The following is a 14,780-nucleotide window of genomic DNA, read 5'->3' as shown; positions in this document are numbered from 1 at the left end:
TAAATAAGTACTGTCGCTAAGAAACTCGTATGCGAGTTTTAGTGACTGGCGGTGCTGGATTCATCGGTTCGAACTTTGTACACTACCTACTCAATGAACGTGACGACATTGTCGTCACGTTGGACGCGTTGACCTACGCCGGGTCCCGACAGAACCTTAATGGAGTTCTCGACCACCCAAGACATGAATTTGTCGAAGGAAGTATTCGCGACATTAATCTCGTGGCAGATCTCATTAACGATGTCGATGCTGTCGTCAACTTTGCGGCAGAGTCTCACGTTGACCGGTCCATCGAGGGAGCAAAGCCGTTCGTCGCGACAAACGTACAGGGGACTCAGACGCTCTTGGATGCTGCCAAAGACACAGACCTCGATCGGTTCCTGCAGATCTCGACCGACGAAGTGTATGGACAGACGCTCAACGGACAATTCACGGAGGAGGACCCTCTTCATCCCCGAAACCCCTACGCTGCGACGAAAGCTGGGGCAGACCTACTCGCACAAAGCTTCCAAGCGACCCACGATGTCCCTGTCATCGTCACACGCTCATGCAACAACTTTGGGCCGCGACAACACCCGGAGAAACTCGTCCCGAAGTTCATCCAACGTGCCAGTGCAGGCCAGCCATTGCCTGTATACGGTGACGGATCAAACGTTCGCGAATGGATTTACGTCGATGACAACTGTCGAGCGATCGATCTAGTCCTGCGGACCGGTGATCTCGGCGAAGTGTACAATATCGGGACCCGAACGGAGAGGACAAATCTCGAAGTCACCGAAGCGATTCTCGATACTGTCGGTGCATCGGAAGAACTGATCGAGTTCGTTGACGACCGGGCCGGCCACGACCAGCGATATGCGTTGAACACTGAGAAGATTGAGGCACTGGGTTGGGAACCAAGATACTCGTTCGAAGACGCACTTAAATTGACACACGATCATTATATTGAATAGTATAAAAATATTTATACTATGTGGCTTAGTATTTACTTATAAGTAATTGGAGAATCAGCAGCTATAATATATTAACTAATTATAATACACAATCATGTATTCAAACCGCTTCCATTCACACCGGGTAGCAGTCTGGCTAGCACGAGACAGCGTTCCCGTTGATTCAAATTCCGCTATAACTGCCGCGTTGAATAGCGGCCTCTGAGGCACAATGAGACGATAGTGATCTTGGCAACTCTAGCGTCAGCCATTAACAAGCTGACTCAAATTTTGACCACTTCGACCAATACCGCTATTCAACAGAGCCGTTATAACCGAAATAAATCTCTATGAAGTAGGGAAAAGAATTCAAACGTGCGATCACTTTTTACATATGACTTTGAGATTCCACTCAATATCAATATACGATGTGAGCGAGACGATCGGCTCAAACACTTCCGGTTCCTTGTTTGCAACTATTGAAACTGCCCTATTGAATATATACCCAACTCTTCTAATTACATCTTGTAGCTTTCCCCCGTCCGTCATTTTATTCGGCTGTTTTGTCTTGAGTTCGGCGCTGACGAGTGAGAACCTTTTATCGAAGTACCAACTTGGGAGTAGGTTGTTGTCTGTGCAAAAATGTTCTATTGACCTGAGCGAAAAATACTGTTCATGAGTCGGATCCCGAATACCTCGGATCGTGAGTCCGTGGGGAACGCGTATGTACACTAGCGCTTCTTCTTTTGAGATCCGGTGAATTTCGTTCAGTACCGCAAGCACATCTACTGAGTGCTCTAGTACGTGTTCTAGATAGACTTCTGAAAATGTGTTATCATCAAACGGCAATTGATGCATATCTCCAAGTACGTCAATTCCATCTAGTGGAGATATATCAAGGTCTATATCAGCATGTGACCTCTTACCTGCCCCAATGTTGAGCGACTTCTTGTGGTTACTCATTGATCAAGCCAAATGCTAAGCCATTATGAAACCAGTTCATAGAATTCGTATATAGAACACTATACTCGTTCTCTAATAAAATTTTCCGTCCGCCTTAATAATTCTAGGGGGCCGTCTTGTAGAACGATATTGCTGCATATGACTGTATAGTACAATATTGAATTGAACATATTCCGGTAGCTACCTCGTCCTCGATGGAGATATATGTCTATCCAAGACCGCCAGAACAACTTACGCCAATCGTCTGGCGTATGGGGATACCGACGGAAGTGACTAGACCACCGGGCATCTACTGGTAGTCTGGTGCACTCTACGTCGTTCTTCCAGAGCGTGTATTGGAGACTCAGCTGATCCCTTTCGGTCTCAGTACCGAGTTCTTGCCACCAGTCTTCCATCACACTAACAACATCAGAATCATTGTGCTCTCGTATTAGTACCGAATTCTCGGTAAGCCCCTCCTCGTCGGGGAACCCCAGCTGTCGGTACCGTTTAAGTTGCTCATTGACACGGTTCTTAGGAGCCAGTCCAGCATCGATACACTTTCTGGCTTCTTCCGCCACACTCTCTCGAGACGGGTGACTTGGTGCCGCGAGTGGACCGTCTGTCATCGTTCTCTTAATCAGGGTTTCAATATTTCCGACAATATGAATATTCCCATCAAGATATACACTATATTCAAACTCTGGAAACAACTCGTGGGGTTTCATTTTTAGGCGTCTATTATGAATGTTTGGAGAAGTGGTAGCATCCTTGAGGACCCTGATATCCCACACTACAGACTCTAGTTTCTCATCGTCAGTGAAGCAGACGTACTTAATATTGTTTGACGTTACTTCCGGATCAGTGAGAATGTCATAATCATCGAATATGGCTTTATATACTACAATATCTTTAGAGGGCATCTTTTAGTATGCTCCTTTGCAGCTTCGGCATCATCCCTTTCAGTCTGCGGAGTCGTAATGCCTTTGATAACGACCATCATTTACTGGCGTATGACACTCCGTGTCTTGTTTGTCGCCTTTGGTGACGAGCAGACAGCGAGTACTCGCTATCGTATTTTGAATTATCTCCCCTATCTCTCGTTCGAGACACGCGTTGACCTCCGCAAGGACCGGCATTTTACTGAGTTTTCGAAGGTTGATAAGCCGGCATATACTACGTATTTACTTTTATCCGCGTTGGTGTACGATATTATCTATATTCAAAAGTTGCTCCTTCCCTCTCGGTTTGTTACGATACTTAATCGGTTTTGTAAAGTTATCTATGACTTTGACGATGCGATTTATACGTCGGCTCCGTGGGAGCAGACAGACACCTCAAATCGGACCCGGATGTTAAACGAGATGCTAAAGGCGGCTTCAACGGTTATAACTGGTAGTCCTATTCTCACGGAATACGCCCGAGATTACACTGATAATATTCATACCCTTCCGACTTCGGTCCCTAGAGACGAGTACACTAAAGCACGTTTAGAGGAGCATAGAACCGACGACACTGTCATTCTTGGCTGGATCGGGAATCCTGAGAACCTGTGGTATTTGGAACAACGTGAAAACGTGATTTCCGAACTTCTCGAAACTTATCCAGAGGTTGAGTTGCACGTCGTGACTGCGGGAAACGAGCAGGTCCCATTCGAGAAACGCGTCGGAAAAGACGTGTTCTACCAGGAATGGTCGCTTGACGAAGAATTGGCCCTTGTCTCTGAATTCGATATCGCGATCCGGCCCCTTACAGACGATGAATGGACCCGCGGAAAAGGTGGGTACACGTCCGTTGTTCAGTGCCTAGCGATGGGGGTCCCTGTTGTTGCCTCGCCAGTCGGGATGTTATCCTCGATCGTTGAAGATGGGTCAAATGGATACTGTCCGGCTGATGATTCAGAGTGGTTCGACTGTCTCTCGGACCTAATTGAAAACCGAAAGCGTCGTGAGCGGTTTGCCGAGAGTGCTGTCGAATCAATCGAAGAGAACCATTTCTGGACAGATCAACGGGCCGAAGAACTTCGGTCAATCCTTTCATCTCCACAATGAAAGTGACCTGAAATTGGAGATGTTAAATAAAATAATATAGTTCCTCTCATGTAATTTGGGCAGAATATACAATTACTGATACGGTAATATGTGGAATAAAATGCTACGACGGGATATCGACTCCCGAGTTGTCCCGGACGATCGAGTTTTCGACCCTGGGAGTAAACACGGAAACAAAGCCGCCCACATAGACGCGAACGTCGTCGCGGTCAACATCGAACTCCAGCCTATACACAAGGGACTGGCGTACGTCCGGGCCGACGGGTTCCCGCTCCCGTTCCAGGCGGACACGTTCGACTACGTCTCCTGTTGCCAGGTGTTCGAATACATCCCACAGACTAGGGCGTTCGTCGCCGAGATTAGCCGCGTGCTGAAACCGGAGGGCGCGGCCTTCCTCGACTTACCGAACCGGTTGTTTCCGGACCGGCCACACAGCCCGCCCGGGTACTACTCGCTTCTGCCGCGGCCGCTCGGTCTCCGTCTCGCACAGTCTCTCCTCGACTCGGATCAAGAACGCTACTACAGAGACTACGTCTATAACCTGTCGCCGGTTATTGCACGCCGAGCAGTGCACGCGCACTTCGAATCGGTCGAGTACGTGACGCCCCGTCAGAAAGTGGCGTACCGACCGATCTTCCTTGGAGATGTCGACGACCTAGTCTACACACTGGGGAAAGGGACGAAGGTGTTTGCGAAGCTCCTGCTCCTGATTACGCTACTCACTCGGTTCCCGCCAGCCGGGTGGCTGTTCGAGTTATTGTATCCGCACGCGGCGTACGAGTGTCGTGAGCCGAGCCGCGGGTGTAAGCGATGAGTACGCGGCTCTGTTTCGTCTCACTGTCGGCGTACGGCTACTTCGTCGACGACCCGGAGATAGCTGGCGGCGGTGCACAGCGCCAGTTCTACCTCTTGAGTCGGGAACTGGCCGAGAGATACGATGTCCACATGATAGTAGGTGACTATGGACAGCCGTCACGCGTCGTCCACGACGGCGTGACCCTCCACCGGGCGTACACACCGGAAACTGTGGCAAACCCGATAGAGCAGGCCGGACAGCTCCGACGGCTGGCGGCGGCGATGCGGGCTGCCGATGCGGATATTTATGTTTCCCGTGGGAACCCGCGGCTCGCCAGCGTTGTCCGGGCACTGGCGCGATTATTAGGCGGGAAATGGGTTTATCACGTTGCGAGCGACGGTCACATCGAGACCCCCGAGCGGTACGTTAGCGGTCCGTTCGGACGACTCTACCGGGCTGCGCTCACTCATGCGGACGCCATTATCGCGCAGACGAACCGCCAGCAACGTGTCGTCGCTGAGGAGTATGGTACCACGTCAATTGTTGTCCCGAACGGCTACCCTGCAGCCGAAGAGGTCATGGCTCAATCGAAGCGGGAGTTCGTTCTCTGGGTCGGGCGGCTGGAACCCGACGAGAAGCGTCCGCATTTGTTCGTCGACCTCGCGTCCGCATGTCCTGAAATTCAGTTTACGATGATCGGACCTTGGGAGGCGCCTGATGCTTACAGACAGCGACTGACGGCACGCATCGAGGACACTCCGAATCTAAAGTACGTCGGCACGGTCCCACCCGGAGAGATACACGACTACTACGATCGGGCGCTCGCATACGTGAACACCGCGGCGGTCGAGGGATTCCCGAACACGTTTTTGGAGGCCTGGCGTGCCGAAACTGCAGTCGCAAGCCTTGATGTTGATCCCAGCCGGTTCATCGACATCGATGTCGAGTGGACTGGCTTTGCCGACGGATCGATGGAGAAGCTTGCCGAACAAGTGAGACGGATCGTCGTCGACGAGGACTTTAGAGCGGCCGTCACCGAGCAGTGCCGCGCGGCCTTTGAGACCGAGTATACTGTCGAAACGCTGGTGTCGAACTACGCAGCGGTGTTAGATGGCCTCGACTGATCGACAACGTTAGGACTACGATACTGTTTGAGATGGATAATGTGCGGTATCGGCGGAAAAGTGTCGTTCTCGGACCGACCTGACACGGCCGTTGCCGAACGCATGACCGATCGGATGACCCACCGAGGCCCCGACGCCTCCGGGATCTACGCGAACGGACCAGCCGTCTTGGCCCACTGTCGCCTCGCAATCCTCGATCCCTCCCCAGCCGGTCGCCAGCCGATGGCGAACACCGACGACACCGTCCACATCGTTTTCAACGGCGAGATCTACAACTACCGAGAGCTCCGTGAGCGCGTCGACGACTACCGGTTCCAGTCGGAGACAGATACCGAGGTCCTCCTCCACCTCTACGAGGAGTATGGGACCGACTGTCTCCAGTACCTCCGCGGGATGTTCGCGTTCGGGATTTACGACGAGGAACGCGAACGATTGTTCCTGGCGCGGGACCGGCTCGGACAGAAGCCGCTGTATCTCAGTACCGAGGGCGACACGACCTGGTTTGGGTCGACGATCGGTGCGATAACCTCCGACGAGAGCGTCCCGGTCGAACCGGACTATGACGCGATCCGACAGTTCCTCACCTACCAGTACGTCCCCCACCCCGCCACCGGATTTGAAGGGATCGAGCAGTTGCGCCCGGCGGAGTATGCCGTCGTCAACGCCGACGGGATCACGCGCGAGCAGTACTGGTCACTGTCGTTCACCGAGCAGTCGTCGGCTTCACCGGATCGACTCGCCGATCGACTCCGGTCGAAACTCCGGGAGGTGACGCGTCTCCGGATGCGCAGTGACGTGCCGCTGGGCGTGTTCCTTTCGGGTGGCGTCGACTCGTCCATCGTGACCGCGCTGATGTCGGATATCGCCGACGATCCCGTGAAGACGTATTCTGTCGGGTTCGACGAGGCGGCGTACGACGAGCTCTCGCATGCCCGGACCGTCTCGGAAGCGTACGGGACGGACCATCACGAATACACCGCCACGCCCGACGCGGCGGGGGTGCTCCCCCAGTTAGTCGCCGAGTACGAGATGCCGTTCGGTGACCCGTCGGCACTCCCGACCTACTACGTTTCGCAGGCAGCGAGCGACGACGTGACTGTCGTCCTCGGTGGTGACGCCGGCGACGAGAACTTCGCGGGGTACGACCGCTACTGGTGGGACCAGATCGCTGGGTGGCTCTCGCAGCTCCCGTCGCCCGCTCGAAGAGTTGGCGTCGGCGCCCTTGATACGACCCCGTCACAATTCGAGCACCACCCGGCCATCAGGTATCCGAAGACGCTGCTCGAAACGGCCAGCCGCGACCCGACCGGCCGGTATGCGACGTTCATCTGCCACGGCTTGGGCGAAGAGGTGGCGGCGGTCTGGGACGGCCATGGGCAGCGAGACGAACCCGTTCAGGACGAACTTGCCCATCTTGACCAGGCGTTCACCGCCGCGGACGGGCCGACTCGACTCGATCGACTGTTGCATGTCGACTTCCAGACGTACCTGCCGGACGACCTGCTCGTGAAAGTCGACCGGGCGAGCATGGCCCACTCGCTAGAGGTCCGGTCACCGTTTCTCGACCACGAACTCGTCGAGTTCGCCGCACGGATCCCAGCCGCACAGAAGCGTCGGCGGTCGTCCGGGAAACTGATCCTGAAACGAGCCTTCGCCGACACGCTCCCTTCGTCGGTCACGTCCCGAGACAAACAGGGCTTCAGCGTCCCAGTCGACGAGTGGTTCCGGACCGAACTCCGTGGTTTCGCTCGCGACCGGCTCGATAGCCTCGGTCGCCGCGACCGGTTCGACGGCCCGGGGATATCCCGTCTGTTCGAGGACCACCTCGACGGCGCCGACCACGGGTTTCGGCTCTGGGATCTGGTCGTCCTCGAAGAGTGGTTCGACCAGTTTATCGACCCGCCCCTATGAGTCCGTCGAGAGTTTGTCGACTTCAAAACGATCGTTACGTCCGCTCCTCAGCGAGTAGTTCATCGTATAGTGACTCGAACGCGTCGACCATCGCCTCGAGGCTGAAATCCGCGTTCGCCCGCCGTTTCGCTGCACGCCCGTGCGTCCGCGCTATGTCAGGACCGGAGAGATACTCGACGATCGCGTTCGCCAGCGCGTCGGGGGCACTCACCGGGACATGGGTCCCGTGTTCGCCGTCGAGGACCAACTCGGAACAGCCGTCGACGGGCGTCGTGACAATGGGGAGCCCGGCGCACATCGCTTCGAGAAGCGCACCGGGAAGCCCCTCGAAATGCGACGGGAACGCGAATACATCGAACAGATCCAACAGTAGAGGCACGTCGTCCCGACGGCCGAGGAAGTGGACGGAGTCGCGGCAGCCGACGCGTTGGGCGTGCCGGTGTAGGGCCTCCCGTTCGGGGCCGTCTCCGACGACGACCAGCTGTGCGTCGTCGTGGGTCGCCCGAATCGTCGGCCACGCGTCGAGCAGGTCGTGGTGGCCCTTCCGTTCGATGAGCCGCCCGATAGTCCCGACGATAGGTCCCGGCGGAATCCCGAGTCGTTCGCGGTAGCTGTCGGGTGCCATCTGATCGTACCGACTCGTGTCTCGGCCGTTGCGGATTACCGAAACCCGTGCGGCCGACGCGCCCTGGTCAACGACCCACTCGGCGCCCGCAGCAGAGTTCGAGACCACAGCGTCCGATAGCGGCATCGTCAGTCGGTCGACGAGCATCCGGTGGCGCGGCCGGTCGTTGGGGACCGCCCGGACGCCGGTTATGACGACTGTCTCCCGACTGGTGAGTCCGGCCAACCGGGCGAGCGTGTTGTCGAAGAACAGGAACGACTGGAGAAGAGCTGGCCGCTCACGCCGGAGCGTGCGGACGAACTTGGCCACCGCGGGCGCGTCGAACTTCGACCCGGCGTCGAGTGATCGGACCGATACGTCCGACGGCACCTCGTCGGCCAACGGCCCGCCGGACTCGATCGTCCAGATCGTCGGGTCGAACCGCTCGCCCAGCCCGGAGACGAGGTCGAGAAGCGTTCGCTCGGCGCCGCCGACATCGAGCCGCCCGATGAGGAACCAGACCGTCACGGGGTCATCGGCGGATCCGTTCGACACGAAGGCTCCTCTGTCGCCTCCGATATTATGTCTACTGGCTCCGCTTCCTCGAGCCGGGCCTATTTACTGTTCGACCGGGAAGCACCGGGCGTGTTCGCTGTGCTCGTCGCGGCATCGCTGTTGTTGGCGGCGGTCTGCCGAGCGGTCGGTAACCGGGTATACACTGCGACGGCATCTGCCGCGTTCGTCGGTCACGTCACTGCCGGCGTCGCTGCGCTCCAATACCTCCCCTACAACTGGGACATCGGCACCTACCACGAGACTGCGATGGCCCTGCTCGCCTGGCAGCAGCCCGACGGGAGCACCTCGACAATCGCCTTCGGGTGGGTTCAGGCGGGACTCTACACGGTGTTCCAACCCGACGTGCTCGTCGTCGCAGTGTTCAACTCGCTGCTCGCGGTCCTGATCCCGCTCCCGGTCGCCGCCCTCGCACACTCACTGTACCCGACGCTCGACGACCTCGACGGCGTCAGAACGCTCGTGCTCTTCCTCCCGCTCTCCGTGCTGTTCCTGAGTATCCCGATGCGTGACACGCTGGCGCTCGCGCTGTTCGTCACGGCGCTCGCGCTAGGTGCCCGAGCGCTGACCGGCCGACCCCTGCTCGGACTCGCAGCCGTTCCGGTCGTCGGTGCCCTCGCACTGATTCGGGTAGAACTGGCTGGACTCGTCTTCGTGGGGGCCCTGCTCGGGATCGTCGTGTTCGCCGTACAGCGGTACACAGACCGAACAGTGTCGGTTCCGTCGCTGGTCGCCGGTGTCGGCGCGACGGGTTTGATCGGTGTCGTCCCGTTCGCGCGCCGATACGACCTGGGCACGCTGAACTACCAACTTCGGGTCCGGGGTGTGGGCGGCGCGGCCTATCTCACGCCGTTTCAGTACGAGTCGTGGGTGGACGTGTTTCTCGCTGCGCCCGTCCGTGCGATGTACTTCCTGTATGCCCCGTTCCCGACCCACGTCGACGGAGTGTTCGATCTCGTAGCACTCCTCGAGCTCCCGCTGCTGGTCTTCCTGACCGTCGCCGCCGCGCGCTCGCTCCGCGCTCGCGACTGGTCGACACCCGTCGGTGCGCTCCTCGGTCTGGTGCTCGTCGGGGGTACGATGGGGTACGGACTCGTCGACGCGAACTTCGGAACGACCGTCCGCCACCGGATCCCGTTCGTCGTGCTGCTGGTCGTCCTCGCGGCACCGGTCATCGAACAGCGGTGGCAGCCCCTCGTGGAAGCCATCGCTAGACTGCAGATCGGGAGCGCCCGTCAGGGAGCCTGAGACGGAATCGCGAACAAGACTATCAGAGTGAACACGAGCCAGACGAGTGTCCAGAAACCGTATTGTCGAGGTGACGATGGGTTCTCGAACGCGCCGGCGATCTGTCCCCACAAGGGGAACCGATTTGCCTTCGCGAACGCGAGCGACTGTTGGACGACGGTTCCAAGAAACAGGTACTGAAACACGTACGCCGCCAACTGTGCGAACCATCGTGGTTCGACCAGTAGCGTACACACGACACCGACTGTTCCGAACACTGCAAGAGCACTCTCGACGACGAGCGTCTCGGAAACCCGACGGGGACTGATCGCGAGCCAGCAACCCGTAGCGACGACGGCCGCGAACAACATGAGGTAGGCCGATGTCGTGAATACGTCTCCGACTCCGGCCAAGACCGTCGATACGGTCCACTGACCGATTCCGAGCCGACTGACGGCGGAGTCTGCGACGAACGTCCGGGCCTCGCGGGAGACGAATAATAATGGCGTCCCGGCCAGTGCGCCTACAACACCCACGACGAGCAGTTCCCGGTAGCATCGATTGGAAAGGAACGCGACGGTTGCCGTAGCAGCGACGAAACCAGCGAACACGTACTGCTGGAGCCCGATAAGTCCGATACCGATCCCTGTAACTGCAGCGAGTGTCTCCGTACGACGCTGCCCCGATGGACTCTGGATGGTTTCGTGAATCGAAACGAGGACGAGAAAGACCAGCGGCAACACGAACGCGTAATGCCAGAATCCATCGTAGTACGCGTTCTCCGTAATCCCAAGCGCACGCCAGGCTCCGAAGCTGAGAAGAGTGAGGAATCCGGTCCGCCAGTCGGCGACGCGCCAAAACAGTCCCACAACCGTCAGCGGGAGCGCGACGAAGCTAGCGCCTGTCGCGAAGATCTGTGTGATACGTGCAGCCGTGCCGGCCGTGGGATCAACGATCGCGAACACCGTTGCGAGGGGGAGATACCGTAGCGGTGGATCGACAGTCGCGTATATGTTTCTAGTGTCGGCGACCAGAAGCGCCGCGCGGACGATATTGTCGGGGTCGCTGGATTGATCGAACCCAGCCGACTGCCAGGCGGCAAGCGGGCGCCATCCGAGACGGACCGCCACAACAACCAGCGGAACACAAAACACCAGCAAGACGCCCCATTTGACCCGCCGACTCGGAACGATCGGCCCTCCGTCCGACATACGAATCCTACGCTCGTTCCTTCCACAATGAATATTTCTCCTCGACAGCCTGGTGTCTTTTCTACTCCGTCCGATGAAAAAACATATAACGCTTCGAGGTTACTCACAATCTGAGTAACTCAATGACGATCCTCGTCACCGGCGCCGATGGCTACATCGGCTGGCCGACCGCCCTGCGCATCGCGAATCGGACGGACGACCGCGTGCTGCTCGTCGACAACTTCGCCCGCCGCGAGTGGGTCGAGGAGGTCGGCTCGAAGAGCGCGACGCCCATCGCGGGCATCGACCAGCGCCTCGACGCGGCCGAGGAGGTCTTCGGCATCGGCAACATGTCCTTCGTCGAGGGCGACCTCGTCGAGAAGTCGTTCGTCGACGAGCTGCTGGCCGTCCACGAACCGGAAGTCGTCGTCCACGCGGCCGCACAGCCCTCCGCGCCGTATTCGCAGATCAACGGCGAGCGGGCCAACTACACCCAGCACAACAACATGCAGTCCACGCGGAACCTGCTGTGGGGCCTCGAAGAGCACGACCTCACCGACACCCACTTCATCGAGACCACCACCACTGGCGTCTACGGTGCGCCCGAGTTCCCGATCCCCGAGGGCGGTGCGGCCATGGAGAACCAGGACGAGCGCGACGAGGTGCCGTTCCCGGCGATGGCGGGCTCGTGGTACCACCTCACCAAGAGCCACGACGCCGCCAACATGCGGCTGGCCCACCAGCAGTTCGACATCCCGATCTCGGACGTGCGCACGGCCATCACGTACGGCACCGAGACCGAGGAGACCCGCGAGTACGACGCGCTCAAGACCCGCTTCGACTTCGACTACTACTTCGGGACCGTGGCTCACCGATTCGCCGCTCAGGCCGTCGCGGGGTACCCGGTCACCGTCTACGGCAAGGGCGAGCAGCGCAAGCCGTTCATCTCGCTGGAGGACGCCGTCGAGGGTCTGGCGAACCTCGCCTTGCAGGACCACGAGGAGCGCCCGGACGATCTGACGGTGTACAACCAGGTCACCCGCGCGATCTCCATCGTCGAGATCGCCGAGACCATCGCGGGCGTCGGCTCGGAGTTCGACCTCGACGTCGCGGTCGAGCACTTCGAGAACCCGCGCGACGAGGACGAGACCCACAAGATGGAGATCGAGGACGACCGCTACGCTGACCTCATCGGCGAGCAGGCCCAGGACTTCGAGAGCGGCATCCGTGACGTGTTCGAGTCGCTCACCGAGCAGGCCGACACCATCGCGGCCCACGAGGACCGCTTCCTCCCGGGCGTCCTCGACGACTGGGACGCAGAGGAGTAAGCCGTGGACGTGCTCGTCACCGGCGGGTGTGGCTACATCGGCAGCCACCTCGTCCCGAAGCTGCAGGCCGACGACGACGTCGACCGCGTGGTCGTCCTGGACAGCCTCGTCTCCGGGTCGCCCCGCGCCTTGTTCGGCTGTTTCGACGACGGGCTGGACTTCCGCCGGGGCGACGTGCGCGAGTACGGCGACGTCGAGAGCGCGATGCGCGACGTCGATCGAGTGGTCCACCTCGCCGCCATCACGGGCGCGGCGAGCACCCACGACCGCCGCGAGGAGACCTTCGCCGTCAACTACGACGGCACCGAGAACGTCCTGACCGCCGCGGGCAAGCTCGGCGTCGACCACGTCGTCTTCGCCTCCTCGTGTAACATCTACGGCCGCGCGACGAGCACGGACATCGACGAGTCCGTCGACCCCGACCCGATCAACCCCTACGCCGAGACGAAGTACCAGTCGGAAGACCTGCTGGCAGAGTACTGCGAGGAGTACGACATGACCGGCACCGCCCTGCGGATGGCCACGAACTTCGGCTACTCGCCGGCGGTCCGGTTCAACCTCGTGGTGAATCACTTCGTCTTCCGCGCAGTGACGGGACGGCCGCTCACCGTCTACGGCGACGGCTCGAACTGGCGCCCGTTCGTCCACGTCGACGACGCCGCGCGAGCGTACGAGGCGGCCGTCCGCGAGCCTGACGCGTGGGACGAGCTGGTGTACAACGTCGGCTCGAACGACGGGAACTACCGGATCGAGGAGATCGCCGAGGTCGTCCGCGACGAGGTTGGCCCCGTCGACATCACCTACCTCGAAGACGAACACCCAGGCCCCTCGTATCACGTCAACTTCGACCGGCTGGGCGGGACGGGCTTCGAGACCGAACACACCCTCCGCGAGGGCGTCCGCGATCTGGCTGGGCGGTTCCGCGATTCGGACGTGAACGCGCGCTCGGCCGTCGGTACGGTCGACTCCGATCGATGACCGCCCGCGTCCCCACCGGAACAGCCCTTCGCGGTACGCCGCTTCGTTCCAGCGTAACGGATATTACGTCGGTTTCGATCCGACGTAATACTACGCGTATCGCCCGCCGAACAGCAACCGACGACCGATATCACTCGATAGACAGGACACACGAACTATGACAGACCAACGTACCGTCGCCGTCACTGGCGCGGCGGGATTCATCGGCAGTCGCGTCGTTTCCGAACTCCAGCAGGCCCACCCCGACTGGGAGATCACCGCACTCGACAACTTCTACCTCGGTGACGTACGGGAGATAGGGGACGTGAGCGTCGAGCACGTCGACGTGCGCGACCGCGACCGGCTGGAAGAGGCGCTGGACGGAGCGGATATCGTGATGCACCTCGCGGCGGTCTCGGGCGTCGACGACTGCGAGGAGAACCGGGACCTGGCCTACGAGGTCAACGTTCAGGGGACGAACAACGTCGCGTGGTTCTGTCGGAAGACCGGCGCGGCGCTCGTCTTCCCCTACTCGATGGCGGTGCTGGGCGACCCCGTCGACTTCCCGATCACCGCCGACCACCCGCGCGACCCGATGAACTGGTACGGCCGGACGAAGCTGCTCAGCGAGCGCGCCATCGAGACCTTCGCCGAGGGCGAGTTCCCCGCGCACCTGTTCCTCAAGTCGAATCTGTACGGTGAACACCAGATCGACGGCCAGACCGTCTCCAAGGGCACGGTCATCAACTTCTTCGTCGGCCGCGCGAAGGACGGTGAGAACCTGACCGTCTACGAGCCCGGCGACCAGGCGCGCAACTACGTCCACGTCGTGGACGTGGCCCACGCGTACGTCCGCAGCGCCGAGCGGCTGGTCGACCAGCTCGACGCCGGCGAGACGGGCGTCGAGAAGTACGAGATCGCCAGCGACGAGGACCCCGGTATCACGACCGTCGCCGAGATCGTCCGGGATATCGCCGCCGAGGAGATCGACTTCGAACCGGATATCGAACTGCTGGAGAACCCGCGCGACGAGACGCTCGTCAGCGAGTTCGAGGTGGATACGACTCGCGCTCGCGAGGAGTTAGGATGGTCGGTCGAGAATTCGGTCGAAGACAGTATTCACGAGCTGTTTCGCGCGTAGTTAC

Annotated in this window: 13 protein-coding genes; 9 read left to right on the top strand and 4 right to left on the bottom strand. The window is 59.2% G+C overall.

Going from position 1 to position 14,780, the window contains the following annotated elements; translation table 11 throughout:
• Positions 1 to 29 precede the first annotated feature (29 nt).
• Entirely contained in the window at positions 30 to 953 is a 924-nt protein-coding gene (gene rfbB, locus I7X12_RS00815) for a dTDP-glucose 4,6-dehydratase (protein ID WP_198062001.1), read from the top strand.
• Between the two features lie 360 nt (positions 954 to 1,313).
• Here the strand turns inward: rfbB and I7X12_RS00810 are convergent, their stop codons facing one another.
• Both I7X12_RS00810 and I7X12_RS00805 read right to left on the bottom strand, forming a co-directional pair.
• Positions 1,314 to 1,895 (bottom strand): methyltransferase domain-containing protein, encoded by a 582-nt coding sequence (locus tag I7X12_RS00810; protein ID WP_198062000.1) that lies wholly within the window; start codon positions 1,893 to 1,895, stop codon positions 1,314 to 1,316.
• A gap of 59 nt (positions 1,896 to 1,954) precedes the next feature.
• Positions 1,955 to 2,797: a glycosyltransferase domain-containing protein gene (locus I7X12_RS00805; RefSeq protein WP_198061999.1), complete on the bottom strand. Its 843-nt coding sequence runs from the start codon at positions 2,795 to 2,797 to the stop codon at positions 1,955 to 1,957.
• A 90-nt stretch (positions 2,798 to 2,887) separates the two neighbouring features.
• Here I7X12_RS00805 and I7X12_RS00800 point away from each other — a divergent pair, with 90 nt between their 5' ends.
• From I7X12_RS00800 to asnB, 4 genes are all read left to right on the top strand, one after another.
• Entirely contained in the window at positions 2,888 to 3,925 is a 1,038-nt protein-coding gene (locus tag I7X12_RS00800; protein WP_198061998.1) for a glycosyltransferase family 4 protein, read from the top strand.
• A gap of 100 nt (positions 3,926 to 4,025) precedes the next feature.
• Positions 4,026 to 4,739, top strand: a complete 714-nt coding sequence (locus I7X12_RS00795) for a class I SAM-dependent methyltransferase (protein ID WP_198061997.1) — start codon at positions 4,026 to 4,028, stop codon at positions 4,737 to 4,739.
• Positions 4,736 to 5,845, top strand: a complete 1,110-nt coding sequence (locus I7X12_RS00790) for a glycosyltransferase family 4 protein (RefSeq protein ID WP_198061996.1) — start codon at positions 4,736 to 4,738, stop codon at positions 5,843 to 5,845. Before I7X12_RS00795 ends, I7X12_RS00790 begins: the two co-directional genes overlap by 4 nt.
• 39 nt (positions 5,846 to 5,884) lie before the next feature.
• Positions 5,885 to 7,756, top strand: a complete 1,872-nt coding sequence (gene asnB / locus I7X12_RS00785; RefSeq protein ID WP_198061995.1) for an asparagine synthase (glutamine-hydrolyzing) — start codon at positions 5,885 to 5,887, stop codon at positions 7,754 to 7,756.
• Positions 7,757 to 7,790: 34 nt separating this feature from the next.
• Here asnB and I7X12_RS00780 read toward each other — a convergent pair whose 3' ends face one another.
• Positions 7,791 to 8,888: a glycosyltransferase gene (locus I7X12_RS00780; protein WP_198063751.1), complete on the bottom strand. Its 1,098-nt coding sequence runs from the start codon at positions 8,886 to 8,888 to the stop codon at positions 7,791 to 7,793.
• A 54-nt stretch (positions 8,889 to 8,942) separates the two neighbouring features.
• Here I7X12_RS00780 and I7X12_RS00775 point away from each other — a divergent pair, with 54 nt between their 5' ends.
• Positions 8,943 to 10,181 carry a hypothetical protein gene (locus I7X12_RS00775; RefSeq protein WP_198061994.1) on the top strand — a complete coding sequence of 413 codons (1,239 nt, stop codon included), beginning with the start codon at positions 8,943 to 8,945 and terminating at the stop codon, positions 10,179 to 10,181.
• Here I7X12_RS00775 and I7X12_RS00770 read toward each other — a convergent pair.
• Entirely contained in the window at positions 10,169 to 11,371 is a 1,203-nt protein-coding gene (locus I7X12_RS00770) for a hypothetical protein (RefSeq protein ID WP_198061993.1), read from the bottom strand. The genes I7X12_RS00775 and I7X12_RS00770 overlap by 13 nt on opposite strands.
• Before the next feature lie 122 nt (positions 11,372 to 11,493).
• Between I7X12_RS00770 and I7X12_RS00765 the strand changes: the two genes are divergently transcribed.
• The 3 genes from I7X12_RS00765 to I7X12_RS00755 all read left to right on the top strand — a co-directional run bounded on the left by I7X12_RS00765 (position 11,494) and on the right by I7X12_RS00755 (position 14,776).
• The gene (locus I7X12_RS00765; RefSeq protein ID WP_198061992.1) at positions 11,494 to 12,678 is read left to right on the top strand and encodes an NAD-dependent epimerase/dehydratase family protein; all 1,185 of its coding nucleotides are present in this window, start codon (positions 11,494 to 11,496) and stop codon (positions 12,676 to 12,678) included.
• Positions 12,679 to 12,681: 3 nt separating this feature from the next.
• Positions 12,682 to 13,656 carry an NAD-dependent epimerase/dehydratase family protein gene (locus I7X12_RS00760; protein ID WP_198061991.1) on the top strand — a complete coding sequence of 325 codons (975 nt, stop codon included), beginning with the start codon at positions 12,682 to 12,684 and terminating at the stop codon, positions 13,654 to 13,656.
• A 157-nt stretch (positions 13,657 to 13,813) separates the two neighbouring features.
• Entirely contained in the window at positions 13,814 to 14,776 is a 963-nt protein-coding gene (locus tag I7X12_RS00755) for an NAD-dependent epimerase/dehydratase family protein (protein WP_198061990.1), read from the top strand.
• The last annotated feature ends 4 nt before the right edge of the window (positions 14,777 to 14,780 follow it).

Origin of the sequence: Halosimplex litoreum, assembly GCF_016065055.1 — an archaeon.
GTDB classification, from domain to species: domain Archaea; phylum Halobacteriota; class Halobacteria; order Halobacteriales; family Haloarculaceae; genus Halosimplex; species Halosimplex litoreum.
Note: the sequence above shows the minus strand (reverse complement) of the source record. Positions and strands in the feature narration are given on the sequence as shown.

Bases quoted from the DNA above. Each gene is read 5' to 3' on its own strand.
- I7X12_RS00770 (WP_198061993.1), bottom strand. From the start codon at position 11,371: ATGTCGGACGGAGGGCCGATCGTTCCGAGTCGGCGGGTCAAATGGGGC.
- I7X12_RS00790 (WP_198061996.1), top strand. From the start codon at position 4,736: ATGAGTACGCGGCTCTGTTTCGTCTCACTGTCGGCGTACGGCTACTTC.
- I7X12_RS00755 (WP_198061990.1), top strand. From the start codon at position 13,814: ATGACAGACCAACGTACCGTCGCCGTCACTGGCGCGGCGGGATTCATC.
- I7X12_RS00810 (WP_198062000.1), bottom strand. From the start codon at position 1,895: ATGAGTAACCACAAGAAGTCGCTCAACATTGGGGCAGGTAAGAGGTCA.
- rfbB (WP_198062001.1), top strand. From the start codon at position 30: ATGCGAGTTTTAGTGACTGGCGGTGCTGGATTCATCGGTTCGAACTTT.
- I7X12_RS00795 (WP_198061997.1), top strand. From the start codon at position 4,026: ATGCTACGACGGGATATCGACTCCCGAGTTGTCCCGGACGATCGAGTT.
- I7X12_RS00800 (WP_198061998.1), top strand. From the start codon at position 2,888: ATGACACTCCGTGTCTTGTTTGTCGCCTTTGGTGACGAGCAGACAGCG.
- asnB (WP_198061995.1), top strand. From the start codon at position 5,885: ATGTGCGGTATCGGCGGAAAAGTGTCGTTCTCGGACCGACCTGACACG.
- I7X12_RS00765 (WP_198061992.1), top strand. From the start codon at position 11,494: ATGACGATCCTCGTCACCGGCGCCGATGGCTACATCGGCTGGCCGACC.
- I7X12_RS00805 (WP_198061999.1), bottom strand. From the start codon at position 2,797: ATGCCCTCTAAAGATATTGTAGTATATAAAGCCATATTCGATGATTAT.
- I7X12_RS00775 (WP_198061994.1), top strand. From the start codon at position 8,943: ATGTCTACTGGCTCCGCTTCCTCGAGCCGGGCCTATTTACTGTTCGAC.